This window comes from Georgenia subflava, from assembly GCF_009193155.1.
Taxonomy (GTDB): Bacteria; Actinomycetota; Actinomycetes; order Actinomycetales; family Actinomycetaceae; genus Georgenia; species Georgenia subflava.
Map to the genome: position 1 here is coordinate 112747 of NZ_VUKD01000006.1, position 26097 is coordinate 138843.

A 26097-nucleotide genomic window follows, 5' to 3' on the forward strand; every position below is an offset into this window, starting at 1 on the left:
GTCAGCCGCCGGTCACCGCCCAGCCCATCGCGCCGGGGAACCTCACCGACCTGCTGGCCGTCGCGATCCCGGCGGCCAGGGCGTCCACCCACGAGCTGCCCTCCGCCAGGGCCGCCGCCGTCGCACCGTGCAGCACGTCGCCGGCGCCGAGGGTGTCGACCACGTCGCCCACCGCGGGGACCGCGAGCTCGGTGCGCACGCCACCGGCGAGCACCGCGACCGGACCGGCCCCGTGCGAGCGCGCCACGAAGCTCGGACCGAGCTCGGCGACGGCGGCCAGCAGCCGGCCCTCATGGTCGTCCGGGCCAGGCTCGGCGAGGTCTGGCTCTGCGAGGTCGGGCGCGAAGGTCGGCTCGGCGCCGTCCGGCAGGGCGAAGTCCGCGGACAGCACCGCCAGGTCGACGTGCGCCAGCAGGCCCTCCAGCCCGACCTTGAAGGAGCCGCCGTCGAGCAGGACCGGGACGCCACGGCTGCGGGCCGCGGCCGCCAACGTCGTCTGCGCGGCGAGCAGATGGCCGTCGACGAGCAGCGCCCCGGCGCCGTCGAGCAGCGCGGTCGCCGGCAGTCGCACAGACCGGCCGACGGCGTTCGTCGAGGCCACCGCACGCTGGCCGGTGGCCGCGGTCACCAGCACCGTGGAGAGCGGAGGCTCACCGTCGTCGGCCAGGTCGACGACGTCGATGCCCTCGGCGCCGAGGCGGTCACGGACGAGCTCGGCCAGCGGACCCGTGCCCAACGCCGTGACGAGCAGCGTCGGTCTGCCGAGTGCGGCGGCCGTCCGGGCGGCGTTGGCGGCCGGGCCACCCACCTCGACGGCGGCGGAACGGGCCACGACCTTCTCGTCGGGGCCGGGCAGAGCGTCGAGCACCTGGGTGACGTCGAGCGTGGTGAGCCCGCAGCACACCACCCGTGGACCAGCCATGGTGCCGATCGTGCCACGGCGGCCAGGCCTGCCACGGCGTCACCGCGGGGCCGGGCGCCCCTGCTGGACGTAGTCGACGAGCTGGTCGCGCTCGTCCTGGAGCTCGTCGAGCCGCTGCTTGACGATGTCGCCGATGCTCACGATCCCCGCGAGCCGGCCGTCGACCACGACCGGCAGGTGGCGCACCCGGCGCTCGGTCATGGTGCGGGCGAGCGCCTCGACGTCGTCCTCGAGGCCGCACGTCGTCACCTCGGTCGTCATAATCGCGGCGACCCGCTCCTCCAGCGGCGGGGCCGCACCGCCGCGCAGGTGCAGCACCACGTCGCGCTCGCTCACGATGCCGTCGACCCGGCCCTCGCCGTCGGAGACGACGACGGCGCCGATCCGGTGCTCGGCGAGGAGGTCGAGCAGCTCCGCGAGGCTGGCGTCGCTGCGGATGGTGACCACCGCGTCACCCTTGCGTCGGACCACGTCGGAGATGCGCATACCTGACGGTACTGCGAGACGCCGGAGTGAGCCAGATCACAATGCCCGGAATTCCGGGAGCGAGAGGTCGTCTCGACGCGTCGGCGACGGTTTTCGCGCCGAAGGTATTTACGGCACGCCTGTGTGGCGTTATATGGTTAGGCAATGCTTACCTCAGTGTCGCGGCATGGCTCGCGCCCCGAGGTCGTCAAGGACGACCGACCCGCGTACCGCCCCTTCGTGGTGCGGGTGGCGCGGGTCCGCGCCCTGAGCCCGCACTTCACACGCGTGACGTTCACCGGGCCGGACCTGGAGTGGTTCGGCGCCGACCGTCTCGACCAGCGGGTGAAGATCGTCCTGCCGCTGCCGGACGGCCGCCTGTGCGACGTCGGCGCCCGCGACCCCGAGGCGATCCGCGCCGGCACCTGGTACGCGAGGTGGCGCGACCTGCCGGACGACGAGCGCAGCCCCTTCCGCACGTACACCGTGCGCGACGTGCGCCCGGACGCGGCAGAGGTCGACGTCGACATGGTCGTCCACGACGACGGGGGCCCGGCCGCCCGGTGGGTCGCCCGCGCCGCGGCCGGTGACGAGGTCATCCTCGTCGGCCCGGACGCACGCTCGAAGGACTCCCACATCGGCATCGACTGGGACCCCGGGACGGCGACGGAGCTGCTCCTCGCGGGCGACGAGTCCGCCGCCCCGGCGATCTGCTCGATTCTGGAGACCCTGCCGGCCGGCCGCACCGCCCGCGCGTTCGTCGAGGTCCCCGACCCGGCGGACTTCCTCGACGTCGAGCTCCCGCCCCACGCGCAGATCACCTGGCTGGCGCGCGGCGAGCGTACGCACGGCGAGCTGCTCGTGCCCGCGGTGCGCGACTGGGTCTCCGGCAACGCCACGGTGGTCGACGACGCGCTCGCCGTCTCCGAGCAGTCCCTCGACGACGTCGACGTCGACAGCGAGATGCTCTGGGACTCGCCGGTCGTCCAGGTGCTGCCGGTCGACCTGTGCGGCCGCGGCGGCGAGCGCTGCGGCAGCGACTTCTACGCCTGGTTCGCCGGGGAGGCGGGCGCCATCAAGACCCTGCGCCGCCTCCTCGTCTCCGAGACCGGCGTGTGCCGCCGCCGGGTGGCGTTCATGGGGTACTGGCGCCTCGGCCGCGCCGAGGCCCAGTGACCGCCCGCCGGTGACCACGCTCCTCGACCGGACGCCCGCAGCGCCCCCGACCACGAGACCCACGGGCCGTCGCGCCGCCGGTCTCCTCGGCGCCGTCGCGCTGCTCGCCCTGGTGGTGCTGGCGTCCCTCGCGCTGGGGGCCCGCGACATCGCCCCGGGTGACGTTCTCGACGCACTCCTCGACCGGGTTCCCGGCAGCACCGACCACGACGTCGTGATGGACCAGCGCGTGCCGCGCACCGTCGTCGGACTGGTCGTCGGGGCCGCGCTCGGGCTGGCGGGCACGATCATGCAGGGCATCACCCGCAACCCGCTCGCCGACCCCGGCCTGCTCGGCGTGAACGCGGGCGCGTCCCTCTTCGTCGTGCTCGCCATCACGTTCCTGGGCGTCACCAGCCCGGCCGGGTTCATCTGGTTCGCGCTCGCCGGCGCCGCGCTGGCCGCCGCCGTCGTGTACGGGGTCGGGGCCATCGGCCGCGAGGGCGCCACGCCGGTCAAGCTCGCCCTCGCCGGCATGGCGACGACCGCGGGAGCGACCTCGCTGATCACCGTGGTGCTGCTCACCGACACCGACGCCCTCAACAGCTACCGCCGCTGGGCGGTCGGCTCCCTGGCCGGGCGCGGCACCGACATGCTGCTCGCGCTGGCGCCGTTCCTCGTCGTCGGCGTGCTGCTGGCCCTCGCCACCGGCCGCACCCTCAACCTGCTGGCCATGGGGGACGACGTCGCCCGCGGGCTCGGCCAGAACATCCACCTGGCGAGAGTCGTGGCCGCCGTCGCGATCGTGCTCCTCGCCGGCTGCGCGACGGCGCTCGCCGGGCCGATCGTCTTCGTGGGGCTGGTCGTCCCGCACGTGGTGCGCCCGTTCACAGGTCCCGACTACCGGTGGATCCTGCCGTACTCGGTGATCCTCGGGCCGGTGCTGCTCGTGGCGGCCGACGTCGTGGGCCGGCTCGTGGTGCAGCCCGGCGAGCTCGAGGCGGGGATCGTCGTCGCCGTCGTCGGGGCGCCCGCCCTCATCGCCATCGTCCGGCGCGTCAAGCTGGCCGGGTTGTGAGGCCGCGATGACCACCCTCCTCGCCCCCGAGGCGGCCGCCCCCCTGCGCCACCGCACCGGCCACCGCAGCGCCGTCGTCGCCGTCCTGGTCGGGCTCGTGCTCCTGCTGGTCTGGCTGAGCCTGACGGTCGCCAGCCCGCTCACGGCGGGCGAGCTGCTGCGCACCCTCGTCGGGCAGGGCGACGGCGGGGGAGAGTTCGTCGTCTTCCGGCTGCGCCTGCCCCGGCTGCTCCTCGGCGCCCTGGTCGGCGTCGCGTTCGCGCTCGCCGGCGCCCTGTTCCAGACGGTGCTGCGCAACCCGCTCGCCAGCCCGGACATCCTCGGCATCGGCGGCGGCGCGTCGCTCGCCGCCGCGACCGCCATCCTCGTGGGCGGGCTCTCGGGGGCCGCCGTCACCCTCTCCGCGGCCGGCGGCGCCGTCGTCGTCGCCGCGGCCATCTACCTCCTCGCGTGGCGCTCCGGCGTCAGCGGCTACCGGTTCGTCCTGGTCGGCGTCGGCATCGCGTTCCTGGTCAACGCCGGGCTCGGGTACCTGGTCAGCCGCGCGGACCTCAACGACGTGCGCGAGGCGCTGGTCTGGATGGTGGGCAGCCTCGGTACGCCGCCGTGGCGCGACGTCGTCGTGCTGGCCGCCGTCCTGGTGGTCCTCGCACCGCTCGTCGCGGTCCTGGCCGGGCGGCTGCGGGTGCTCCAGCTCGGCGACGACACCGCCGGGGGCCTGGGGGTGCCGGTCGAGCTCACACGTCTCGCCGTCCTGGGCACCGCCGTCGCCCTGGCCGCCGCTGGCACCGCCTTCGCCGGACCGGTCGCCTTTGTCGCCTTCGTCTGCGCGCCCATCGCCCGCCGGATGCTCCCGACGGCGGGACTCGCCCTGGTCCCGAGCGCCCTCGTCGGCATCGTCCTCGTGCTGGCGGCCGACCTGACCGGGCAGCACCTGCTCGGTCTGCAGGTCCCCGTCGGCATCGTCACGGGAGTCATCGGCGCTCCCTACCTGCTGTGGCTGCTCGCCACCTCGAACCGGGAAGGACGGGGCGCATGAGCGACCACGGCCTCAGCATCGACATCCCGCGTCGCCCCTCGCACGAGCTCCGCGCGGAGGGTCTCTCCCTCGCGTACGACGGCGACCTCGTCGTGCGGGAGCTGAGCCTGCAGGTCCCCGAGGGGCGCCTGACCACGATCGTGGGGGCCAACGGCTGCGGGAAGTCCACGCTGCTGCGAGGGATCGCGCGGCTGCTTCGCCCGCGCGCCGGCGTCGTCCTGCTCGACGGCGAGCCCGTGCACTCGCTGCCGGCGAAGGACGTCGCGCGCGTCATCGGCATCCTGCCGCAGTCCGCCACCGCCCCCGAGGGGATCACCGTGGCCGACCTCGTCTCCCGCGGCCGCTACCCCCACCAGGGATGGTTCCGGCAGTGGACCAGCACCGACGACGCCGTCGTCCGGGCCGCGCTCGCCGCGACGTCCACGCTGGACCTGGCGACCCGCCGGGTGGAGGAGCTCTCCGGCGGGCAGCGGCAGCGGGTCTGGATCGCGATGGCGCTCGCCCAGGACCCGGACGTCCTCCTCCTCGACGAGCCGACGACGTTCCTCGACGTCACCCACCAGATCGACGTACTCGACCTGCTCCACGAGCAGAACCGCGAACGCGGCACGACCGTGGTGATGGTGCTGCACGACCTGAACATGGCGGCGCGGTACGCCGACCACCTGGTCGTCATGGCCGACGGCAAGGTCGTCGCCACCGGGCCCCCGGACGAGGTGCTGACCGCCGGGCTGGTCCGCGAGGCCTTCGGCCTCGAGGCACGCATCGTCCCCGACCCGGTGTGCGGCTCGCCGATGGTGGTCCCGGTCGGCCGCTTCCACGGCGTCGTCGCGAGCGGCGCACCGCATCCCTGACGGCGCGCCGCCCGGCCCCGCACCGCGACCCGGCACCCGCAGGCCGCACCTCGACGCCGCTCGCCGGCCCAGCGTCTGCGCTCCCGGCGTGCCGTCGCCCCACATCTGACCCCCTGAATCCACCGACCGCAGCCCCACACACCAGATGGAGACACCGATGACCAGAACCCGCACCGCCGCGGTCGCCGCGAGCGCGGCCGCCCTGCTCGCCCTCGCCGCCTGCTCCAACCCTGCCGACGGATCGGACGACCCGACCGCTGACGCCGGTGCCACTGGTGGCTCCGGGCCCGTCACGATCGAGCACGTCTTCGGCTCGACGGAGATCCCCGAGGGCGTCGAGGACGTCGTCACGCTCGGCTGGTCCAGCACCGAGGCGGCCCTCGCCCTCGGCGTCGTGCCGGTCGGTATCGAGCAGCAGGTCTACGCCGCGAACGAGGAGGGGCAGCTGCCCTGGGTGGCCGACGCCCTGGCCGAGGTCGGTGCGGAGCCGACGATGATCTCCCCGTCGGTCGAGGCTCCCGCGTACGAGGAGATCGGAGCGCTCGCCCCCGACCTCATCCTCGCGCCCTACTCGGGTATCACCGAGGAGCAGTACGAGCTGCTGAGCGAGATCGCTCCGACCGTCGCCTACCCCGACGAGCCGTGGACGACGCCGTGGCGTGAGGTCATCACGACCGTCGGCACCGCGCTCGGCGTGCCCGCGGAGGCGGAGGAGCTCGTCGCGGACCTCGACACGCAGATCTCGGACGCCGCGGCCGGCCATCCCGAGCTCGAGGGCAAGTCGGTGGCGGCGGTCTGGGACGTCGGCGGCACCTTCTGGGTGTACAAGCCGGCGGACTCGCGCGTGGACTTCCTCCTCGACCTCGGCCTTGTCGGCGCCGAGTCGGTCGACGAGCTCGCCACGGACGAGGAGAGCTTCGTCTACTCGCTCAGCTATGAGGAGACCGACCGGCTCGAGTCGGACATCCTCGTGAACTACGCGAGCACCGAGGCCGAGGTCGAGACGTTCATGGGCCAGTCCTACGCCCAAGCCATCCCGGCCGTGCAGGCCGGTGCGGTCGCGAACATCACGGGTGACGACCTCATCGCCGCCATGTCCCCGCCGACGGCGCTGTCGATCACCTACGGCCTCGACACGTACGTCGAGCAGATCGCCGAGGCGGCGGCAGCCGCGGAGTAGTCCGACTGTGCAGGAACCGCACCCGCGGAGTGGTTCGCGTGTGCAGGCACCCGGCAGCCGCGGAGTGGTCCGGCTGTGCATGAACCCGGCACCCCGGCCGCACGGCCGGGGTGCCGGGTTCCAGCATGTACAGGTAGAAGAATGCTCGCGCGCGTCGCGGAGCGGCCGGGGTTGGCGGCCCGCCATTGACGAAGTGGGCTCCCCGCGACGGCACACCGTCGACGAAGCATGCTCCCGTTGACGGCACGCCGACCGGAGGGGATCATCCGGGGATGAGCGTCGTGCCGCTGTCGCCGCGATCGCGCTGGGTCACCGACCCGCGTGGCGCCGGTCGCGGCGTCCGCATCTCCACCCACCCGGAGGCCGGTGTCCTCGTGCTGAGTGTGTGGAAGGCAGACGTGTGTGTCGCCACCACCCGCCTCCCTCCGCACGAGGCGGCGGAGCTCGTCGCGGCACTCGCGGAGAGTCTCGCCGAGCTCGCCGCAGACCCGGTCGGACCACAGGCCCCCGCCGGACATGGCGGGCGGCAGCGGACGGTGCAGCCGGCCGGCACACAGCGGACGGCGCAGCATGGCGGTCCGCAGGGGACGGCGCAGCATGGCGGTCCGCAGGGGACGGCGCAGCATGGCGGTCCGCAGCGGACCGTGCAGCCGGGCGGTCCGCAGCGCACCGCGCGACCCACGGCAGGTACCGGTCCGTCCCTTCCCGACGTCTGCTGACCTCGCCCGATGCGCCTGTTCGTCTCCCTGCCGTTGCCTGCGACCGTCCAGGACCATCTCGGTCTCGCGGTCAACTCGGTGACGGCGCAGGACCCGGTTCCCGACCTCAGTCGTGGACCGCGCGCACTGCGGTGGGTTCCCGCGGAGCAGCGGCACATCACGCTGGCCTTCTACGGCGAGGTCCCCGACGGCGCCCTCGGGGACCTCACGGAGCGGCTGACGGAGGTCACGAGCGGCTTCGCGCCGATGCGGCTGCAGCTCCGCGGCGCCGGGGTCTTCTCCCGACGCACGCTCTGGGTCGGCGTCCACGAGGGCAGTCGTGCGGCCGGCGGGCGATGGTTGTGGGACGAGGAGACCGGCGAGGGGCAGACCGGTCGGCTGGTCGACCTCATGGCGGCCCTCGAGGACGCCGGCGAGCCGTTCTCCCACGTCGAGCGACGCAACCGCCACCGCGCCCACGTGACCCTCGCCCGGCTCAGCAACCGCCGCCCCGAGGACGCCGAGCTCACGCGGCGCGCGCAGGCACTGTCGGTCTACGCGGGGCCACCGTGGACGGCCACCCACGCACGGCTCATGGTTTCCGACCTCGGGGCCGGCAAGGGCGGCGGACCGATCCACGAGACGATCGCGGACCTGCCTCTCGTCGGGGCGCCCTGACTCTGGGCGGACCTACTGACGTTCCGCAGACCTGCTCACGTTCGGCTGTGCACGCTCGCGCGTCTTTGGCTGTGCACGCTCGCACGCTCCGCGCGAGGAGGCCTTCGGTTGGGGTTGGGCACACCTCGATCCTGGATGTCGGTGGTTCGAACTAGTGTCTGGATCATGGTCAAGGACGACGCCGCGGGAGTCATCGGGGACGGGTGCCCGGTGTCGGTCGTGGTGCGCGCGAGCGACGACGGTCCGCAGCTGGAGCTGGTGGTGCCGGAGTCCGCGGTCGGGACACCTGAGGCGGACGTGGCCCGCGAGATGATGCGCCTGGAGATGGGCCTGCCGTGGTGGGAGTGCGAGCCGGGGCTGTCGGTGCGCGATCCGGACGCGTCGGTGGTGCGTGCGGCGGCGGGGGTGGCGGCGGCTGGGTTCACCTCGCCGGCGGCGCGGCTGCTCGCTTCGACTGCTCCCGGTCCGACGTTGGTGGACAGGTTGGACCGGACCTCGCTCGCCGATGCCGATGACGCGGCGGTGGTGGAGCTGGTCGCGGCGTGGGAGCGGATCGCCTCGTGGGCGGTGTCGCAGCAGGCCAGGGCGATCACCGAGCTCGGGGCGCGGCGGCGGGCGGCGAACAGCAGCGCGGGGGCGAGGTCGGCGGTCTTCGAGGTCGAGGCCAGGTTGGGGATCACTCAGTACGCCGCGGAGTCCAAGACCTCCCTCGCGCTGGGGCTGGAGGACTACCCGGTGGTGGCCGACGCGCTGAACAGTGGGCATATCGACGCCCGTAAGGCCGAGGTCCTCCTCCACGCCGAGCCGGGTCTGCCTGCCCGGGTGCGCCGGACGGTCCTGGACGAGCTGGTGCCGGAGGCGGACACGCTGACGGTGCCGCAGCTGCGGGAGAGGATCCGCGCGGCCGCCCTCGCGGCGGACGCGGCGACGGCCAGCCGGCGTCATGCCGAGGCGGTGGCCCGCCGGCACGTGTCGATCGAGCCGGCCGGGGACACGATGGCCTGGGTCAGCGCGTTCGTGCGCGCCGACCACGCCATGGCCGCCCGCACCGCCCTGGACGCCCTCGCGGTGGCCGCGAAGACCCCCGGGGACACCCGCACGCTGGACCAGCGTCGCGCGGATTCGTTCACCGATGTCTTCACCTCGATCCTCGACAACGGCGTCGACTTCTCGGGGCGGGCGTTGCCGGTGCTGCAGCGCCGCCGCCCGCACCTGCAGGTCACCGTCGCCGGTGGGACCCTGCTCGGGCTGGACGACCAGCCGGGCGTGCTGGGTGGGTACGGGCCGATCCCGGCCGAGCTGGCGCGGCGGATCGCGCAGGACGCGACCTGGCAGGCGTTGTTCACCGACGCCGGCACCGGTGAGTTCGTCGCGCTCGGGACGAAGGCGTACCGCCCGGGTGCGGACCTGACCCGCACCGTGCTCGCCCGCGATGTCACCTGCGTCTTCATGGGGTGCCGGATCCCGGCGTGGCGGTGTGAGATCGACCATCAGAAGTCCTACGACAAGGCCCTGGCCGACAGCGTCGTCCAGACCGATCAGGACAAGGTCGACACCAAGTGCCACTCCCACCACGACGTCAAGACCGCCAAGCTCTGGGACACCACCCGCGACCCCACCACCGGTATCACCTGGTGGAGAGCACCGACCGGACACCGCTACGCACGCAAGCCCGTCCGACCGCCCGGACCACCACCGACCGGCCCACCACCGGCCAGACCACCGACCGGCCCAGGTGCCGGGCGACCACCCGCGGGCCCAGCCCCGGGCCGACCCAGGAGCACACCGGCGACGGACAAGCCACCTGCCGCGGGCGGATCAACCGACCCCTGGGGCACGCCAGACGGGCGCCCGCCCTTCTGACCGCCGAGCGCACAGGTGCCTCCGCCGAGCGCCTCGCTCGGGCCGCGCGGTGACGTGTTCGGCCGGCAGCCCCGGCAGCGGCCGACGTGGCGCACGGGGGCGTGCCCGGCCGAGCGCACCGGCGCGACTACCTATCGCCGCACGTTCGTGGCGCACCTGCCCGTCGGCGGGATGTCCCGAGGTGGGGCGTGGCTGGCCATCGATGTTCCTGGACGTCCCCGGCTACCATGGGGTTCATGAGCGTCGCGATCATGCCGGCCGGCACGGCCAGGCGATTTACCGGGCCCGCCCTGGGCCTGGTCTGATCTGCGTCCCGAGACCGATCCGCGCCCGGGCGGGCGACCCACCTAGACTGTTCCGCTGGCAGCGGTCCGTGCCCTGACCCGGGCACCACCGTGCCGATCCCGACCCGCCCGGAAGGTAGGCATGACCTCCTCAGACCCTGCGCCGCTGTCCCCGCTGGACGAGAGCGCCATCACCGCCGCTGTCGACGCCGCACTCGCCGCCGTCGCCGCAGCCGACTCGCTGGAGTCCCTGAAGGACGCCCGTCTCGCGCACACCGGCGACCGCAGCCCGCTCGCGCTGGCCAACCGGGCGATCGGCGGGCTCGAGCCGAAGGACAAGGCCGTCGCCGGCAAGCTCGTCGGCCAGGCCCGCGGCCGCGTGAACAAGGCCGTCGCCAGCCGCCAGGTCGAGCTCGAGGCCGCGCGCGACGAGCAGGTGCTGCGCACCGAGGCCGTCGACGTCACGCTGCCGACCGAGCGAGCACCGCGCGGAGCACGGCACCCGCTCGAGACGCTCATGGAGGACGTCTCCGACTTCTTCGTCGCGATGGGCTGGGAGATCGCCGAAGGCCCTGAGGTCGAGCACGAGTGGTTCAACTTCGACGCCCTCAACTTCGGCCCGGACCACCCGGCCCGCCAGATGCAGGACACGTTCTACGTCGAGCCGCCGGCCGGCGCCGAGGGCGACCCGAACCTCGTGCTGCGCACCCACACCTCCCCGGTGCAGTCCCGCACGATGCTCTCGCGCGACGTGCCCATCTACATCGCGTGCCCCGGCAAGGTCTTCCGCACCGACGCCCTCGACGCCACCCACACCCCGGTCTTCCACCAGGTCGAAGGCCTTGCCGTCGACAAGGGCCTGACCATGGCGCACCTCAAGGGAACCCTCGACCACTTCGCCCGGGCGATGTTCGGACCCGAGGCGCGCACCCGCCTGCGTCCGAGCTTCTTCCCCTTCACCGAGCCCAGTGCGGAGATGGACCTGTGGTTCCCGCAGAAGAAGGGCGGCGCCGGCTGGATCGAGTGGGGCGGCTGCGGGATGGTCAACCCCCAGGTGCTGACCGCCGCCGGGATCGACCCCGAGGTGTACTCCGGCTTCGCCTTCGGCATGGGCATCGAGCGAACCCTCATGCTGCGCCACGGCATCGCCGACATGCGCGACATGGTCGAGGGCGACGTCCGCTTCTCCCAGCAGTTCGGCACCACCGGAAGGGGCAACTGACATGCCTTACGTCCCGCTGACCTGGCTCGCCGAGCACACCGAGGTCCCTGCCGGCACCACTGCCGCCCAGCTCGCCGCGGACCTCGTGAAGGTCGGGCTCGAGGAGGAGTCGATCGTCCCGCCCGCCGTCACCGGCCCGCTCGTCGTCGGCCGGGTGCTCTCCGTCTCGAAGGAGGAGCAGAAGAACGGCAAGACGATCAACTACTGCCGCGTCGACGTCGGGCAGGCGCACAACGACGCCCCCGGCACCGGCAAGGAGCCGTCCGACCTGCCCAGCCGCGGCATCATCTGCGGCGCGCACAACTTCGCCGCCGGTGACCACGTCGTCGTCGCCCTCCCCGGCACCGTGCTCCCCGGTCCGTTCCCGATCGCGGCACGCAAGACCTACGGGCACACCTCCGACGGGATGATCTGCTCCGCGCGTGAGCTCGGCCTCGGCGAGGACCACGACGGCATCATCGTGCTCGAGGAGCTGCTCGGCCCCGACGCCGTCCCCGCCCCGGGCGCCGACGCCGTCGCGCTGCTCGGGCTGGGGACCGAGGTCCTCGAGATCAACGTGACCCCCGACCGCGGGTACTGCTTCTCCATGCGTGGCGTGGCCCGCGAGTACTCCCACTCCACCGGAGCGGCGTTCACCGACCCCGGCCTGCCCGAGAACCTCCCGGGCCCGCTGCCCGCCGCGACGCCGGACGGGTTCGCCGTCGAGGTCGACGACGTCGCGCCCGTCAGCGGCACCGTCGGCTGCGACCGCTTCGTGACCCGCATCGTGCGCGGCATCGACCCGGCTGCCCCCTCGCCGGCGTGGATGGTCGAGCGACTGAGCCAGGCCGGCATGCGTCCCATCTCCCTGGCGGTCGACGTGACGAACTACGTCATGCTCGACCTCGGCCAGCCGCTGCACGCCTACGACCTCGCCACCGTCAGCGCACCGATCGTGGTGCGCCGCGCCGCGGCCGGGGAGACGCTGACCACCCTCGACGACGTCGAGCGACGCCTCGACCCCGAGGACCTGCTCATCACCGACTCGCCTGACGGTGCCCGCGGCTCACGCGTGCTCGGCCTCGCCGGCGTCATGGGCGGCGAGGACACCGAGGTCTCCGCGAGCACTACCGACGTCCTCGTCGAGGCGGCGCACTTCGACCCCATCTCGGTCGCCCGCACCGCCCGCCGGCACAAGCTGCCCTCCGAGGCCGCAAAGCGCTTCGAGCGCGGCGTCGACACCCGCCTCCAGGCCGTCGCGGCCCAGCGGGTGGTGGACCTCCTCGTCGAGCACGGCGGCGGGACGGCTGACCCGGCCGTCTCCGACCTCGACAGCACCGCGGCACCGGCACCGATCACCTTCGACCCGGCCGAGGCCTCCCGCCTCGTCGGCGTGGAGTACCCGCGCGAGCGGGTGCTCGAGCTGCTGCGCCGGATCGGCTGCGCCGTCGTCCCGCTGGCCGACGGCGAGACCACGGTCGCCGGTGACGGCGCGGACGACGCCTCGCCCGCCGTGCGGGTCACCCCGCCGACCTGGCGGCCGGACCTCACGGGCGGCGCACACCTTGTCGAGGAGGTCGCGAGGCTCGCCGGCTACGACGAGATCCCCTCGGTGCTGCCGCCGGCCCCCGCGGGTCGCGGCCTCACGGTCGCGCAGCGCCAGCGTCGCGACGTCGCCCGGGCACTCGCCGAGCACGGCCTGACACAGGTGCTGTCCTACCCGTTCGTCGGCGACGTCCACGACCGCCTCGGCCTCGACGTCGACGACCCGCGGCGCACCACCCTGCGCCTGGTGAACCCGATCGCCGACGACGCACCCGCGCTGCGGACCTCGTTGCTCGACAGCCTGCTCGACACCGCCCGGCGCAACGTCTCGCGCGGCGCCGCCGAGCTCGGCGTCTTCGAGATCGGCCTCGTCACGCGCCCGGCCGGCATCCGGGCCGGCGCGGCGCCCGGGGTCGACCGGCGCCCGAGCGATGCCGAGCTGGCCGAGCTGCACGCCGCCGTGCCCGCCCAGCCGCGGCACGTGGCCGGCGTGCTTGCCGGGAACCTGACCCCGGCCGGCGTCTGGGGCGCCGGACGGCCCAGCGACTGGGCCGACGCGCTCGAGGCCGCCCGGCTCGTCGCCCGCACCGTCGGCGTCGAGCTGACCGCCCGCGCCGGTGACCTCGCGCCGTGGCACCCCGGCCGCTGCGCCGAGCTCGTGGTCGACGGTGCTGTCGTCGGGCACGCCGGCGAGCTTCACCCGAAGGTGACGGCGGCCATGGACCTGCCTGCCCGCACCGTGGCCTTCGAGCTGGACCTCGACGCGGTGCTCGCGGCGAGCCCGGCCGAGCCGATCCAGGTGGCACCGGTCTCGACCTTCCCGCTGGCCAAGGAGGACGTCGCTCTCGTGGTCGACGCGAGCGTCCCGGCCGCCGACGTCCACGCCGCCGTCGTGGAGGGCGCGGGCGAGCTCGCCGAGGAGGTCCGCCTGTTCGACGTCTACGCCGGCGACCAGCTCGGCGAGGGCAAGAAGTCCCTCGCCTTCGCGCTGCGACTACGGGCGCCCGACCGCACGCTCACGGCGGAGGAGACGGCGGCGGTGCGCAAGCGCATCGTCAAGGTCGCCGGCCAGCGCGTCGGGGCGGTGCTGCGTGCCTGAGGCCGACGGCGGACCCGTGGGCGAGCGCGTGCCCGAGCACGACGGCGGACCCGTGGGCGAGCGCGTGCCTGAGCACGACGGTGGACCCGTGGGCCAGCGCGTGCCTGAGGACGACGGCGCACCTGCCGGCGTGCGCGCGGTTCCCGTCGCGCGCACGGCCCTCGTCACCGGTGCCTCGCGCGGGATCGGTCGCGCCCTCGCCGTCGGCCTGGCTCGTGCCGGGCTCGACGTCGCCGTCCTGGCGCGTGACGCCGAGATGCTCGCCGAGGTCGCCGCGGAGATCGAGGGCCTGGGCCGACGCAGCGTGGTCGTCGCCGCGGACGTGACCGACGCGGCCGCGGTCGACGACGCCGTCGCGCGGGTCGAGAACGAGCTCGGCTCGATCGACCTGCTGGTCAACAACGCCGGACGCATCGACACCGAGGTGCCCCTGTGGGAGGCCGACCGCGACGAGTGGTGGTCGGTGGTCGAGACCAACGTGCGAGGCCCCTTCCTGCTCGCCCGCGCCGTCGTGCCCGGCATGCTCGCGCGTGGCGGCGGCCGGGTGATCGACCTCAGCTCGGGCGCCGGCACGCGGGACACCGACGACGCGACGGCCTACAACGTGTCGAAGACCGCGCTCTTCCGCATCGGCGGGAGCCTGCACGCGGCCGGGTACGACCGAGGCCTGCGCACCTTCGAGCTGGCCCCCGGCGTCGTCGTGACGGACATGACGACGTCGATGCGGGCGCACGAGGACCGGACCGAATGGACCGACGTCGCGGACGTCGTCGAGCTGGCCGTGATGATCGCCCGGGGAGGCCTCGACGAGCTCTCGGGCCGGTACCTGCGCGCCGGCGCGGACACCCCGGCCTCGCTACGGTTCCGCCTCGGCATCGGTGACCCTGCCGATGCCACCCGGCGGCTGCGCGTGGCCGACTGGCCCGCCTGACGACCAACGCCTCCCGGCCGGTTCGCCGCCCGGCACGGCCCACGCACAACGCGCACGGCGGCCGACGAGTCCACCGACGGTCCGGCCCGGCCGGCGCGAGCGGCCCTCGGCTGACGACCCCCTCCCCTGTGCAAGGGCGCGTCGGCTCGAGACACTCTCCCAGTGAGGCGGGGCCGCACCGGTGCGGACCCGCGAGCTTCGGACGGGATGGCGATGGGCGGCTCACGGCAAGGCCTGGTCACGTGTGCTGCGCTCGCCCTCCTGCTCGCGGTCGGCGGGTGCGGGGCCGACACCGGGAGCGTGCACGTCTCGACCGCCGACGGTGACCCGAGCCCGTCGTCGGCGGCTTCCCTGCAGCCGGCCGGCACGGTGCTCTGCGAGAACCTCGAGCCGATCCGGGCGCCGGACTCCGCCTACCGGGACGAGCCGGTCTACGTCGGCAACGAGCAGCCGACCGGGCAGGTGCGCGCCTGGGCGCAGCAGCAGCCCGGCTTCGAGGACCTGTGGCTCGATCGCGGGCGCAACGGCTGGGTGACCGTCGCCTTCGCCGGCGACGTCGCGCAGCTGCAGGCGGAGATCGAGGAGCGCTTCCCCGACGACGGGGTCGTAGCCGTGGAGGTCGAGCGCACGACGGCAGAGCTCCGTGACGTGGCCGAGCGGGTCGCCCCGGTGATCGTCGACGTCGGCCTCGCTCACGCCGACCTCGACCCCGGTCATCTCGTCGACCTGAGGCACGGTGTCGTCTCCGTCGACCTCGGGTTCCTCCTCGAGGAACGCCTCGCCCTCCTCGAGCCCTTCGCGGCCGACCCGGTGTGCGCCCAGGGAGCCCCGGCGTCGGAGTACGTCCCCCCTGGCCCGCAGCCGACCGCCGGTGACGGGTGGCGGCTGCTCGGCGCGGACCGGACCGGCGAGAACTGGCGCACCGGCGTCGCCACGACCCCCGAACAGTACGCAGCGCTCTGGGCGCAGGCCGGGCTGACCGGCCGACCTCCCGAGGTGGACCTCGGGCACGAGATCGTGCTCTGGTTCGGCTCGGTCGAGAGCTCGAGCTGCCCGAACCGGCTCGACGACGTGGTCGTGTCGGGCGACCTCGTGCACCCCGACATCGTCGCGCCGACGGAGTCAGGAGGGTGCACCGACGACGCGGGCGTGCACGCCTATGTGGTGGCCGTGGAGCGTGCCGTGCTGCCGGTCGGCCCGTTCATGGTCCAGCTGGACGGCAGCCCGTCCTGGGCCAGCGAGCCCCTGGAACAGACTGTGGTCGACGTCGATCTCTCGGCTCCCGGCGCCACTGCTGCAGATGACGAGATCGGACCCGACGAGGACTTCCGGCCGGTCTACCCGCCGGCCGACACCGGCAGCTACGTCGAGGTCGGGCTCCCGGTGAACTACCTGCTCCCTGTCGACCCCACCTGCGGTGTCGAACGCCTGGGAGAGCTCAACGGGGTGCAGTGGCTGTCCGAGCAGGGCCGTGACGTGCCGGCGGCGTGGCAGGAGCTCGTCACCGACGGGGCGCTGACGGTGGAGGCGACGGTCGAGGACCTGCCCGCGACCCTCACCGCCACCGCCGGTGGGACGACGCTGACCTACCGGCCGCTGCGCTCGACCGACCCGGCGACCTGCGGCTGACCCGGCGGCGAGCGGCGCTGAGCGCCAGACCTTCGGACCGGACAACGGGGACATTGGTCCCGCCGCAGCGCGGGCAGCGGGCGGCACAGTTGAGACATGAAGATCCTCGTCGTCGTCGCCTCCAAGCACAACGCCACCGCCGAGATCGGCGATGCCATCGTCGAGGAGCTGCGTGCCGTGGGGCACCAGGCCCGCCGGGTCGCCCCCGCCGACGTGCGCACCCTCGAGGGGATCGACGCCGTGGTGCTCGGGTCCGCCGTCTACATGACCCAGTGGATGGAGTCCATGCGGGACGTCGTCTCGCGCTTCGCGGCCGAGCTGCGCCACCTGCCGGTGTGGGCCTTCTCCTGCGGGCTCGCGGGCGTCGCGGCCACGGGCAAGGTCCAGGACCCTGTGCGTGCCTCGGCGCTCCTGCAACAGATCGACCCGCTCGACTACCGGACGTTCGCCGGTCGCCTGGACCCGGCAGTGCTGGGCCTGCGAGAGCGCTCGGTCACCCGCATGGCCGGCGCCGCGGAGGGCGACCACCGGAACTGGGACGACATCCGGGGCTGGGCGCGGCAGATCGCGCACGAGCTCGAGGAACACCTGGCGACCGCGGGCTGATCCTCGCCGGCGACACCGGTGACCTCTCGCCCGCTCCGCGACCATCACTGCCGGGCCACTCGATTCAGCGGCTGATCGTAAGGGTCAGGCAGCACTCAGGGGACGAGCAGGACCTTGCCGGTGGTCGCGCGTCCCTCGAGCGCCTCGTGCGCCGCCGCGGCCTCGGCCAGCCCGAAACGCTCGCCGATCCGCACCGACAACGATCCGGCGCCGACGGCGGCGAACAGCTCGCCGGCGCGCCAGAGGAGCTCGTCCCGATCGGCGGTGTAGTCACCCAGCTTCGGCCGGGTGACGAACAGCGACCCGGCGTGGTTGAGCCGCTGCAGGTCGAAGGGCGGCACCTGGCCGCTCGCTCCGCCGAACAGGACGAGCGTGCCTCGACGGCGCACCGACGCGAGGGTGGCGTCGAACGTGTCCTTCCCGACGCCGTCGTACGCGACGTCGACGCCTACGCCGTCGGTCAGCTCACGCACGATCGCCGGCAGGTCGGCAGTCAGGTCGTCCAGCTCGGTGTAGCGGACGACCTCGCGGGCGCCCGCCTCGCGGGCGAGCACCTCCTTCTCCGCCGAGCCCACGGTGCCGATCACCCGAGCGCCGCGGGCAGCCGCGAGCTGGGTCAGCAGCAGCCCGACGCCGCCGGCGGCAGCGGTCAGCAGGACCGTCTGGCCGGCGCGGACCGGGAACGTCGACGCCACGAGGTAGTGAGCTGTCATGCCCTGCAGCGGCAGAGCGGCGGCGGTCTCGAGGTCCACACCGTCCGGGACCGGCAGCAGCACATCGGCCGGCACGACCACCTGCTCGGCGTAGGAGCCCGGCGCCGACGCCCATGCGACCCGGTCGCCCACGGCCACGCCGGAGACGCCCGGCCCTAGGCTGCTCACCGTTCCGGCGCCCTCGGTGCCGGGCACGTGCGGGAAGTCCATCGGGTAGACGCCACCGCGCTTGTACGTGTCGATGAAGTTGACGCCCGCAGCGGCGACGTCGACGACGACCTTGCCGGGCCCGGCCACCGGCGCGGGCAGGTCGACGACGGACAGGACCTCGGGGCCGCCGGCGGCGGTGGCGTGGATCGCGCGCATGTCCCACAGCATGCCCGCCGCCACCCACGACGGGCGAACCGACGTCCCGGCGTGACGACGCGGCTCGACGGAGCATTCATTGATCTGTATTGTTATGCAGGTGACTTTCACTGCAGCGGTGGCCGGTGCCTCCGGATACGCCGGCGGCGAGCTGCTCCGGCTCCTGCTCGCCCACCCCCAGATCGAGATCGGCGCGCTCACCGCGCACGCCAGCGCCGGGCAGCGGCTCGGCGCGCACCAGCCGCACCTGCTGCCCCTGGCCGACCGCGTGCTCGAGCCCACCGGCGTCGAGGCCCTCGCCGGCCACGACGTCGTCTTCCTGGCCCTGCCCCACGGCGCCTCGGGCGAGGTGACGGCAGCGCTCGCCGCCGCGGGCTCCGACGCCATCGTGCTCGACTGCGGCGCCGACCACCGGCTGACCGACGCGGCCGCCTGGGAGCAGTTCTACGGCAGCCCGCACGCCGGCGCCTGGCCGTACGGCCTGCCCGAGCTGATCGTCGACGGCGCCCGGCAGCGCGACACCCTGCGCACCGCCCGCGAGATCGCCGTCCCGGGATGCAACGTCACCGCCGTCACCCTGGCGCTGCAGCCCGGCGTCGCGGCCGGCGTCGTCGACCCCGCCGACGTCGTCGCCGTCCTTGCCGTCGGCTACTCCGGTGCCGGCAAGAGCGCCAAGACGCACCTGCTCGCTGCCGAGGCCCTCGGCTCGCTGGCGCCGTACGCCGTCGGCGGCACGCACCGCCACGTGCCCGAGGTGGAGCAGAACCTCCGCGCGGCCGGCGCCGCCGAGGTACGGCTGTCCTTCACCCCGGTCCTCGTGCCCACGTCGCGCGGCATCCTCGCCACGGTCACCGCACCGCTGGCCCCGGGGGCGTCCGCGGCCACCGTCCGGGCGGCCTGGGAGGACGCCTACGCCGACGAGCCCTTCGTGCACCTGCTGCCCGAGGGCACCTGGCCCACCACCGCGATGGTCACCGGCGCCAACACCGCGGCCGTCCAGGTCGCCGTCGACGAGCGCGCCGGCCGCGTCGTCGCCCTGTGCGCCATCGACAACCTCGTCAAGGGCACTGCCGGCGCCGCCGTGCAGTCGATGAACCTCGCCCTCGGCCTGCCGGAGACCACCGGCCTGACCACCGTGGGGGTCGCCCCGTGAGCATCACCGCCCCGGCGGGCTTCCGCGCCGCCGGCGTCACCGCCGGCCTCAAGGCCTCCGGGAACCCCGACCTCGCACTGGTCGTCAACGACGGTCCCGAGCACGTCGCCGCCGGTGTCTTCACCACCAACCGTGTGGTGGCCGCACCCGTCGTGTGGTCGCGCACCGTCGTCGGCGACGGCGTGGTGCACGCCGTCGTCCTCAACTCCGGCGGTGCGAACGCCTGCACGGGACCGGAGGGGTTCGCCGACACCCACCGCACCGCCGAGCACGTCGGCGCGGCGCTGGGCGTCTCCTCAGGCGACGTCGTCGTCTGCTCCACCGGCCTGATCGGTGAGCGGCTCGACCTGCCGGCCCTGCTCGGCGGGGTGGACGCCGCCGCAGCCGTCCTCTCGGCCGACGGCGGGGCCGACGCCGCCCGCGCCATCATGACGACCGACACGGTGGCCAAGGAGGCGCAGGAGTCCCGCGCCACCGCCGACGCCACCACCTGGACGGTCGGCGGCATGGCCAAGGGCGCCGGCATGCTCGCCCCCGGGCTCGCGACCATGCTGTGCGTGCTGACCACCGACGCCGTCGTCGACGCCGGGACCGCCGACGCCGCCCTGCGCGCCGCGACCGGCGTCACGTTCGACCGGGTCGACTCCGACGGCTGCATGTCCACCAACGACACCGTCGTCCTGCTGGCCTCCGGCGCCTCCGGTTCCCGGGTGGGGCTCGCGGAGCTGACCGAGGCGCTCACCGCCGTGTGCGGCTCGCTCGCGCGCCAGCTCGTGGCCGACGCCGAGGGCGCCAGCCACGACATCGCCGTCACCGTCAGGGGGGCCACCACCGAGGACGCCGCCGTCGCGGTGGCCCGCGCGGTGACCCGCTCGAACCTCTTCAAGGCGGCCGTCTTCGGCAACGACCCCAACTGGGGCAGGGTGCTCTCCGCCGTCGGGACCGTGCCGGTCGACGTCGCACCGTTCGACGCCGACGCCGTCGACGTCGCTATCAACGGCGTGACCGTCAGCCGCGCCGGCGGGGTCGGGGAGGACCGCTCCCTGGTCGACCTGGCCGCCGCCCGCGAGGTCCGCGTCGACGTCGACCTGCACGCCGGGCGGGCCACCGCGACAGTGTGGACCAACGACCTCACCCACGACTACGTCCACGAGAACAGCGCCTACTCCACATGAGCGACCAGCTGATCCCCGGGGTGCCGGACGACTACGTCCTCGACACCGAGACCGACCTCTACCCGCACCAGAAGGCAGAGGTCCTCATCCAGGCCCTGCCGTGGCTGCGGCGCTTCTCCGGCGCGCGCGTGGTCATCAAGTACGGCGGCAACGCCATGGTGGACGAGGACCTCAAGCGCGCGTTCGCCCAGGACGTCCTCTTCCTGCACCAGGTCGGGCTGCGGCCGGTGGTCGTGCACGGCGGCGGGCCGCAGATCTCCACGATGCTCGAGCGCGTCGGGCTGGAGTCCGAGTTCCGCGGCGGCCTGCGGGTGACCACGCCGGACGTGATGGACATCGTGCGCATGGTCCTCACCGGGCACGTGCAGCGCGAGCTCGTGTCCCTGCTCAACGCCGACGTCGCCCACGCCGTCGGTCTGTCTGGGGAGGACGGCCGGCTCCTGCAGGCCGTGCGCCGGCCAGCCATGGTCGCGGGTGAGCCGACCGACGTCGGCCTCGTCGGTGACGTCGTCGCCGTCGACCCGCAGGCCGTCGAGGACCTCCTCGACGCCGGCCGGATCCCGGTCGTCTCGACGGTGGCCGTGGACGCGGACGAGCCCACCCAGGTGCTCAACGTCAACGCCGACACCGCGGCGGCGTCGCTCGCCGTCGCCCTGGGCGCGGCGAAGCTCGTGGTCCTCACCGACGTCGAGGGACTCTACGGCGCCTGGCCGGACACGACCTCGCTCATCAGCACGATCGGCGCGGGGGAGCTCGAGGCCATGCTGCCGACGCTGGTCTCCGGGATGGTGCCGAAGATGGAGGCGTGCCTGCGGGCCGTGCGCGGCGGGGTGCCCCAGGCCCACGTCATCGACGGCCGCCAGGCGCACTCGATGCTGCTGGAGATCTTCACCGACGCCGGCGTGGGCACCCAGGTCGTGCCCGACCAGGAGGAGGACGCATGACGGACGCGACGACGACCGACCCGACGACAGGTTCGGCGACGGCGGACCAGCCGGCCGGCCCGGTCGCCGGGGCGACGACGGACCAGCCGGCCGGCCCGGTCGCCGGGGCGACGACGGACCAGCCGACCGGGGCCGGGTGGACCGAGCGGTACCGCGCCGCCGTCATGAACACCTTCGGCGACCCGCAGCGCGTCCTCGTGCGCGGCGAGGGCGCCTGGGTCTGGGACGCGGACGGCAACCGCTACCTCGACCTGCTCGGCGGGATCGCCGTCAACGCCCTCGGGCACGCCCACCCGGCCCTCGTGGCCGCTGTCGCCGAGCAGCTTGGCACCCTCGGGCACGTCTCGAACTTCTTCACCACCCCCGCCCAGGTGACCCTCGCCGAGAAGCTCCTCGAGCTCGTCGCCCCCGGTGGCGCCCCGGCCGGCTCACGGGTGTTCCTCGCCAACTCCGGCACCGAGGCCAACGAGGGCGCGCTCAAGCTCGCCCGTCGGCACGGCGGTCCCGCCCGGCCGCGCGTCCTCGCGCTCGAGGGCGCGTTCCACGGCCGCACGCTGGGCGCGCTGTCCCTGACCCACAAGGCCGCCTACCGCGAGCCCTTCGAGCCGCTGCCCGGCGGTGTCGAGTTCCTGCCCTTCGGCGACCTCGACGCGCTCGAGGCCGCCCTCGGCGACGACGTCGCCGCCCTGTTCCTCGAGCCCGTCCAGGGAGAGGCCGGGGTGCGGACGCTGCCCGCCGGCTACCTCGCCCGGGCGCGCGAGCTCACGACAGCCGTCGGCGCGCTGCTCGTCCTCGACGAGGTCCAGTCGGGCATGGGACGCACCGGCCGGTGGATGGCCCACCACGGCCTCGACGGCGGCGCCGTCGTGCCCGACGTCGTCACCCTCGCCAAGGGCCTGGGGGGCGGGCTGCCCATCGGCGCCGTGGTCGCGCTCGGCGAGCACGCCGCGACCCTGCTGGGGCCTGGGCAGCACGGCACGACCTTCGGCGGGAACCCGGTGGCTGCCGCCGCGGCGCTGGCCGTCATCGACGTCATCGAGCGCGAGGGTCTCCTCGGCCATGTCACCCGCACCGGTGCCACGCTGCGCGAGCAGCTCTCCGCCGTCGACGGCGTCACCGAGGTGCGTGGCGAGGGTCTGCTCGTCGCCGTCGTGCTCGACGCCCCGGTGGCGAAGGCCGCTGCCGCCGCGCTCCTCGAGGCCGGGTTCATCGTCAACCCGGTCCGCGAGGACACCCTCCGGCTCGCGCCGCCGCTGGTGCTGACCGCCGAGCAGGGAGCGAGCCTCGTGGCCGCCCTCCCCGCCGCGCTCGGTGCGGCCCGGGACGTGGCACCGGCATGAGCGTCGCCCCCGAGGGCTCCGTTGCCGCGACCAAGGCGGGCCGGCACGCCGTGATCGCCCAGATCCTCGCCCACCAGCCGGTGCGCTCCCAGACCGAGCTGCGCGAGGCTCTGTCCACGCGGGGGATCGCCGCCACCCAGGCCACCCTCTCGCGCGACCTCGACGAGCTCCGCGCAGAGAAGGTGCGTGGGCCTGGCGGCGAGCAGATCTACGCCCTGCCCGCCGAGGGCGGCACCCTGCGGTCCGTCTCCGCCGTCGAGGAGCCGGAGCAGATCGCCGCGCGCCTGCAGCGCTGGTGCGCCGAGGTGCTCGTCACCGCGGACACCACAGCCAACCAGGTGGTGCTGCGGACCCCGCCCGGCGCGGCGCAGCTGCTCGCGTCGGCCATCGACCACTCGGTCCTGCCCGGCGTGCTCGGGTGCATCGCCGGGGACGACACCGTCCTCGTCATCACCCGGGACGCCGGAGCCGCCGAGGCCCTGACCGAGCGGCTCCTCGACCTCGCCCGGCGCGGCCGAACCAGGCCCGGCCACGGGCCGGGCGAGCCGTACCCCCACTGAACCTCCGCCGACGCACGCGGAACGAACCCCGACGAACCTCCGCCGTCCCACGCGGAACGAACCCCACCGAACCCCACCAGAAACCCGCCGCAGGCCGCGGAACGAGAACCACCAGGAGAGACCGATGAGCGAGAACCCCACCACCACAGACGGCGCCAAGGAGCGCGTCGTCCTGGCCTACTCCGGCGGCCTGGACACCTCCGTCGCGATCGGCTGGATCGGCGAGCGCACCGGCGCGGAGGTCGTCGCCGTCGCCGTCGACGTCGGCCAGGGCGGTGAGGACCTCGAGGTCATCCGCCAGCGCGCGCTGGACTGCGGCGCCGTCGAGGCCTACGTGGCCGACGCGCGTGAGGAGTTCGCCACCGAGTACTGCATGCCGGCGCTGCAGGCCAACGCCATGTACATGGACGCGTACCCGCTCGTCTCCGCGCTCTCCCGCCCGGTCATCGTCAAGCACCTGGTCCGCGCCGCCCGCCAGTTCGGGGCCACCACCGTGGCGCACGGCTGCACCGGCAAGGGCAACGACCAGGTCCGCTTCGAGGTCGGCATCACCTCCCTCGCCCCGGACCTGAAGTGCCTGGCACCGGTGCGCGACCTCGCCCTGACCCGCGACGTCGCCATCGAGTACGCCAACAAGCACCAGCTGCCGATCGAGACCACCAAGCACAACCCGTTCTCGATCGACCAGAACGTGTGGGGCCGCGCCATCGAGACCGGGTTCCTCGAGGACATCTGGAACGCGCCGACCAAGGACGTCTACAGCTACACCGACGACCCCACCTACCCGCCGCTGCCCGACGAGGTCGTCATCACGTTCGAGCAGGGCGTGCCGGTCGCCATCGACGGCCAGGCCGTGACCCCGTTGCAGGCCATCCAGGAGATGAACCGCCGTGCCGGCGCGCAGGGGATCGGGCGGATCGACATCGTCGAGGACCGCCTGGTCGGCATCAAGTCCCGCGAGGTCTACGAGGCGCCGGGCGCGATGGCCCTGATCGCCGCGCACACGGAGCTCGAGAACGTCACGATCGAGCGGGAGCAGGCCCGGTTCAAGAAGACCGTCGGCCAGCGCTGGACGGAGCTGGTCTACGACGGCCAGTGGTTCTCGCCGCTCAAGAACTCCCTCGACGCCTTCGTCGCCGACACCCAGCGCTACGTCTCCGGCGACATCCGCATGGTCCTGCACGGCGGCCGCGCCACCGTCACGGGGCGCCGCTCGGAGCAGAGCCTGTACGACTTCAACCTCGCCACCTACGACACAGGCGACGCGTACGACCAGTCCCAGGCCAAGGGCTTCATCGAGATCTTCGGCATGACCTCGAAACTCTCCGCCGCGCGCGACGTCACCTTCGGCAACGGGGTCGACCTCGGCGCCGGGAAGCTGACCGCCGGCGCCTGAGCCGACCGGCCGGTCGGAGCGGCGCCTCCTGTCCCGAGGCCCGCCGGACCTGCGACCGCGTTGGCCGAAGGGTTTGTACCGATAGTCGGTACAAACCCTTCGGCCTGTTGTCGTTGTTGGGGACGTTGCCGGCACCGGCAACGCGCAACGGCTACCGGTACACCGGCGACCGGCGTCGGCCCGGGGCTCAGCCCAGGGTCGCGACCAGTACCGCCTTGATGGTGTGCATCCGGTTCTCAGCCTGGTCGAAGACCACCGACGCCGCGGACTCGATGACCTCGTCGGTGACCTCCAGCGCGTCCATGCCCGTGGCCTCGTAGATCTCCCGCCCGACAGCGGTCCCGAGGTCGTGGAACGCGGGCAGGCAGTGCATGAACTTCACGTCCGGGTTGCCGGTGGCGGCCATGAGATCGGCGTCGACCTGGTAGTCGCGCAGCCGCGCGATCCGCTCGTCCCAGACCTCCTTGCCCTCACCCATGGACACCCACACGTCCGTGGAGACGAAGTCGACGCCGCGGACACCGGCCGCGACGTCGTCGGTGACCGTCAGCCGGGCACCGGTCCGGGCAGCCACCTCCTGGGCCTGGGCGACGACTGCCGCGTCCGGCTGCAGACCCGCCGGGGCCACCAGCCGCACGTCCATCCCGAGCATGGCGCCGGATACGAGGAGGGAGTGCGCCGTGTTGAACCGCGCGTCCCCGACGAAGGCGAAGGCGATCTCGTCGTCGCGCTTGCGCCGTCCGCCGACCACCGGGGCGTGCTCACGCATGGTGAGTCCGTCGGCGAGCATCTGGGTCGGGTGCCACTCGTCGGTCAGGCCGTTGAGCACGGGCACACCGGCGAACTCGGCCAGAGTCTCGACGTCGGCCTGTCGCGCCCCGCGGTACTCGATGGCGTCGTAGAAGCGTCCGAGCACCCGCGCGGTGTCCTTGACCGACTCCTTGTGCCCGATCTGCGAGCCCGCCGGGTCGAGGTAGGTCACGTGCGCGCCCTGGTCGTACGCGGCGACCTCGAAGGCGCTGCGGGTGCGGGTGGAGGTCTTCTCGAAGATCAGGGCGATGTTCTTGCCGACCAGGCGGCGCTCCTCGGCGCCGGCCTTCTTCGCGGCCTTGAGCTCGGCGGCGAGGTCGAGCAGGTGCCGCCACTCCTCGCTCGTGAAGTCCAGCTCCTTGAGGAAGCTGCGTCCGCGCAGGTCGATGGTCACGCCGGGGTCCTCCAAGTCG

Annotated in this window: 22 protein-coding genes; 18 read left to right on the forward strand and 4 right to left on the reverse strand. The window is 73.8% G+C overall.

The genetic code is table 11. The features are described 5' to 3' along the window. Position 1 precedes the first annotated feature (1 nt). Positions 2 to 922: a PfkB family carbohydrate kinase gene (locus GD748_RS17855; protein ID WP_152196589.1), complete on the reverse strand. Its 921-nt coding sequence runs from the start codon at positions 920 to 922 to the stop codon at positions 2 to 4. A gap of 39 nt (positions 923 to 961) precedes the next feature. Next, positions 962 to 1408, reverse strand: a complete 447-nt coding sequence (locus tag GD748_RS17860) for a CBS domain-containing protein (protein ID WP_152196590.1) — start codon at positions 1406 to 1408, stop codon at positions 962 to 964. Between the two features lie 144 nt (positions 1409 to 1552). Between GD748_RS17860 and GD748_RS17865 the strand changes: the two genes are divergently transcribed. The 12 genes from GD748_RS17865 (at position 1553) to GD748_RS17920 (ending at position 17227) form a co-directional block, all read left to right on the forward strand. Further along, positions 1553 to 2563: a siderophore-interacting protein gene (locus GD748_RS17865; protein ID WP_152196591.1), complete on the forward strand. Its 1011-nt coding sequence runs from the start codon at positions 1553 to 1555 to the stop codon at positions 2561 to 2563. Positions 2564 to 2573: 10 nt separating this feature from the next. Continuing rightward, on the forward strand, positions 2574 to 3620 hold the full coding sequence (locus GD748_RS17870) for a FecCD family ABC transporter permease (RefSeq protein ID WP_152196592.1): 1047 nt from the start codon (positions 2574 to 2576) through the stop codon (positions 3618 to 3620). 7 nt (positions 3621 to 3627) lie between these two features. After that, complete coding sequence (locus tag GD748_RS17875; protein WP_152196593.1) at positions 3628 to 4659, forward strand: FecCD family ABC transporter permease; 1032 nt, start codon at positions 3628 to 3630, stop codon at positions 4657 to 4659. Continuing rightward, entirely contained in the window at positions 4656 to 5513 is an 858-nt protein-coding gene (locus tag GD748_RS17880; protein ID WP_152196594.1) for an ABC transporter ATP-binding protein, read from the forward strand. Before GD748_RS17875 ends, GD748_RS17880 begins: the two co-directional genes overlap by 4 nt. A gap of 157 nt (positions 5514 to 5670) precedes the next feature. After that, on the forward strand, positions 5671 to 6693 hold the full coding sequence (locus tag GD748_RS17885; RefSeq protein WP_152196595.1) for an ABC transporter substrate-binding protein: 1023 nt from the start codon (positions 5671 to 5673) through the stop codon (positions 6691 to 6693). Between the two features lie 728 nt (positions 6694 to 7421). Then, a complete protein-coding gene (locus GD748_RS17890) occupies positions 7422 to 8069 on the forward strand; it encodes a 2'-5' RNA ligase family protein (RefSeq protein ID WP_152196596.1) in 648 nt (215 codons plus the stop codon). 165 nt (positions 8070 to 8234) lie between these two features. Continuing rightward, positions 8235 to 9932, forward strand: a complete 1698-nt coding sequence (locus tag GD748_RS17895) for a DUF222 domain-containing protein (protein WP_193313011.1) — start codon at positions 8235 to 8237, stop codon at positions 9930 to 9932. A gap of 426 nt (positions 9933 to 10358) precedes the next feature. Further along, positions 10359 to 11438 carry a phenylalanine--tRNA ligase subunit alpha gene (gene pheS, locus GD748_RS17900; protein ID WP_152196598.1) on the forward strand — a complete coding sequence of 360 codons (1080 nt, stop codon included), beginning with the start codon at positions 10359 to 10361 and terminating at the stop codon, positions 11436 to 11438. A gap of 1 nt (position 11439) precedes the next feature. Then, positions 11440 to 14061, forward strand: coding sequence for a phenylalanine--tRNA ligase subunit beta (gene pheT / locus GD748_RS17905; RefSeq protein ID WP_152196599.1), 2622 nt, complete (start codon positions 11440 to 11442; stop codon positions 14059 to 14061). Beyond that, on the forward strand, positions 14054 to 14992 hold the full coding sequence (locus GD748_RS17910; RefSeq protein ID WP_226921595.1) for an SDR family NAD(P)-dependent oxidoreductase: 939 nt from the start codon (positions 14054 to 14056) through the stop codon (positions 14990 to 14992). The genes pheT and GD748_RS17910 overlap by 8 nt, the downstream gene beginning before the upstream one ends. 300 nt (positions 14993 to 15292) lie before the next feature. Further along, entirely contained in the window at positions 15293 to 16621 is a 1329-nt protein-coding gene (locus GD748_RS17915; protein WP_152196600.1) for a hypothetical protein, read from the forward strand. 96 nt (positions 16622 to 16717) lie between these two features. Continuing rightward, positions 16718 to 17227, forward strand: a complete 510-nt coding sequence (locus GD748_RS17920) for a flavodoxin domain-containing protein (protein ID WP_152196601.1) — start codon at positions 16718 to 16720, stop codon at positions 17225 to 17227. A gap of 95 nt (positions 17228 to 17322) precedes the next feature. Here the strand turns inward: GD748_RS17920 and GD748_RS17925 are convergent, their stop codons facing one another. After that, a complete protein-coding gene (locus tag GD748_RS17925; RefSeq protein WP_152196602.1) occupies positions 17323 to 18306 on the reverse strand; it encodes a quinone oxidoreductase family protein in 984 nt (327 codons plus the stop codon). Between the two features lie 94 nt (positions 18307 to 18400). On the opposite strand from GD748_RS17925, the gene argC reads away from it, so the two are divergent. The 6 genes from argC (at position 18401) to GD748_RS17955 (ending at position 24874) form a co-directional block, all read left to right on the forward strand. After that, positions 18401 to 19459, forward strand: coding sequence for an N-acetyl-gamma-glutamyl-phosphate reductase (argC, locus tag GD748_RS17930; protein ID WP_152196632.1), 1059 nt, complete (start codon positions 18401 to 18403; stop codon positions 19457 to 19459). Next, on the forward strand, positions 19456 to 20634 hold the full coding sequence (argJ, locus tag GD748_RS17935) for a bifunctional glutamate N-acetyltransferase/amino-acid acetyltransferase ArgJ (RefSeq protein WP_152196603.1): 1179 nt from the start codon (positions 19456 to 19458) through the stop codon (positions 20632 to 20634). The genes argC and argJ overlap by 4 nt, the downstream gene beginning before the upstream one ends. Further along, positions 20631 to 21578: an acetylglutamate kinase gene (argB, locus tag GD748_RS17940; RefSeq protein ID WP_152196604.1), complete on the forward strand. Its 948-nt coding sequence runs from the start codon at positions 20631 to 20633 to the stop codon at positions 21576 to 21578. The genes argJ and argB overlap by 4 nt, the downstream gene beginning before the upstream one ends. Then, entirely contained in the window at positions 21575 to 22918 is a 1344-nt protein-coding gene (locus tag GD748_RS17945) for an acetylornithine transaminase (protein WP_152196605.1), read from the forward strand. The genes argB and GD748_RS17945 overlap by 4 nt, the downstream gene beginning before the upstream one ends. Then, positions 22915 to 23478, forward strand: a complete 564-nt coding sequence (locus tag GD748_RS17950; RefSeq protein ID WP_152196606.1) for an arginine repressor — start codon at positions 22915 to 22917, stop codon at positions 23476 to 23478. The genes GD748_RS17945 and GD748_RS17950 overlap by 4 nt, the downstream gene beginning before the upstream one ends. A gap of 124 nt (positions 23479 to 23602) precedes the next feature. After that, positions 23603 to 24874 (forward strand): argininosuccinate synthase, encoded by a 1272-nt coding sequence (locus GD748_RS17955; RefSeq protein WP_152196607.1) that lies wholly within the window; start codon positions 23603 to 23605, stop codon positions 24872 to 24874. 187 nt (positions 24875 to 25061) lie between these two features. Here GD748_RS17955 and argF read toward each other — a convergent pair whose 3' ends face one another. Beyond that, complete coding sequence (gene argF, locus GD748_RS17960) at positions 25062 to 26078, reverse strand: ornithine carbamoyltransferase (RefSeq protein ID WP_152196608.1); 1017 nt, start codon at positions 26076 to 26078, stop codon at positions 25062 to 25064. Between the last annotated feature and the right edge of the window lie 19 nt (positions 26079 to 26097).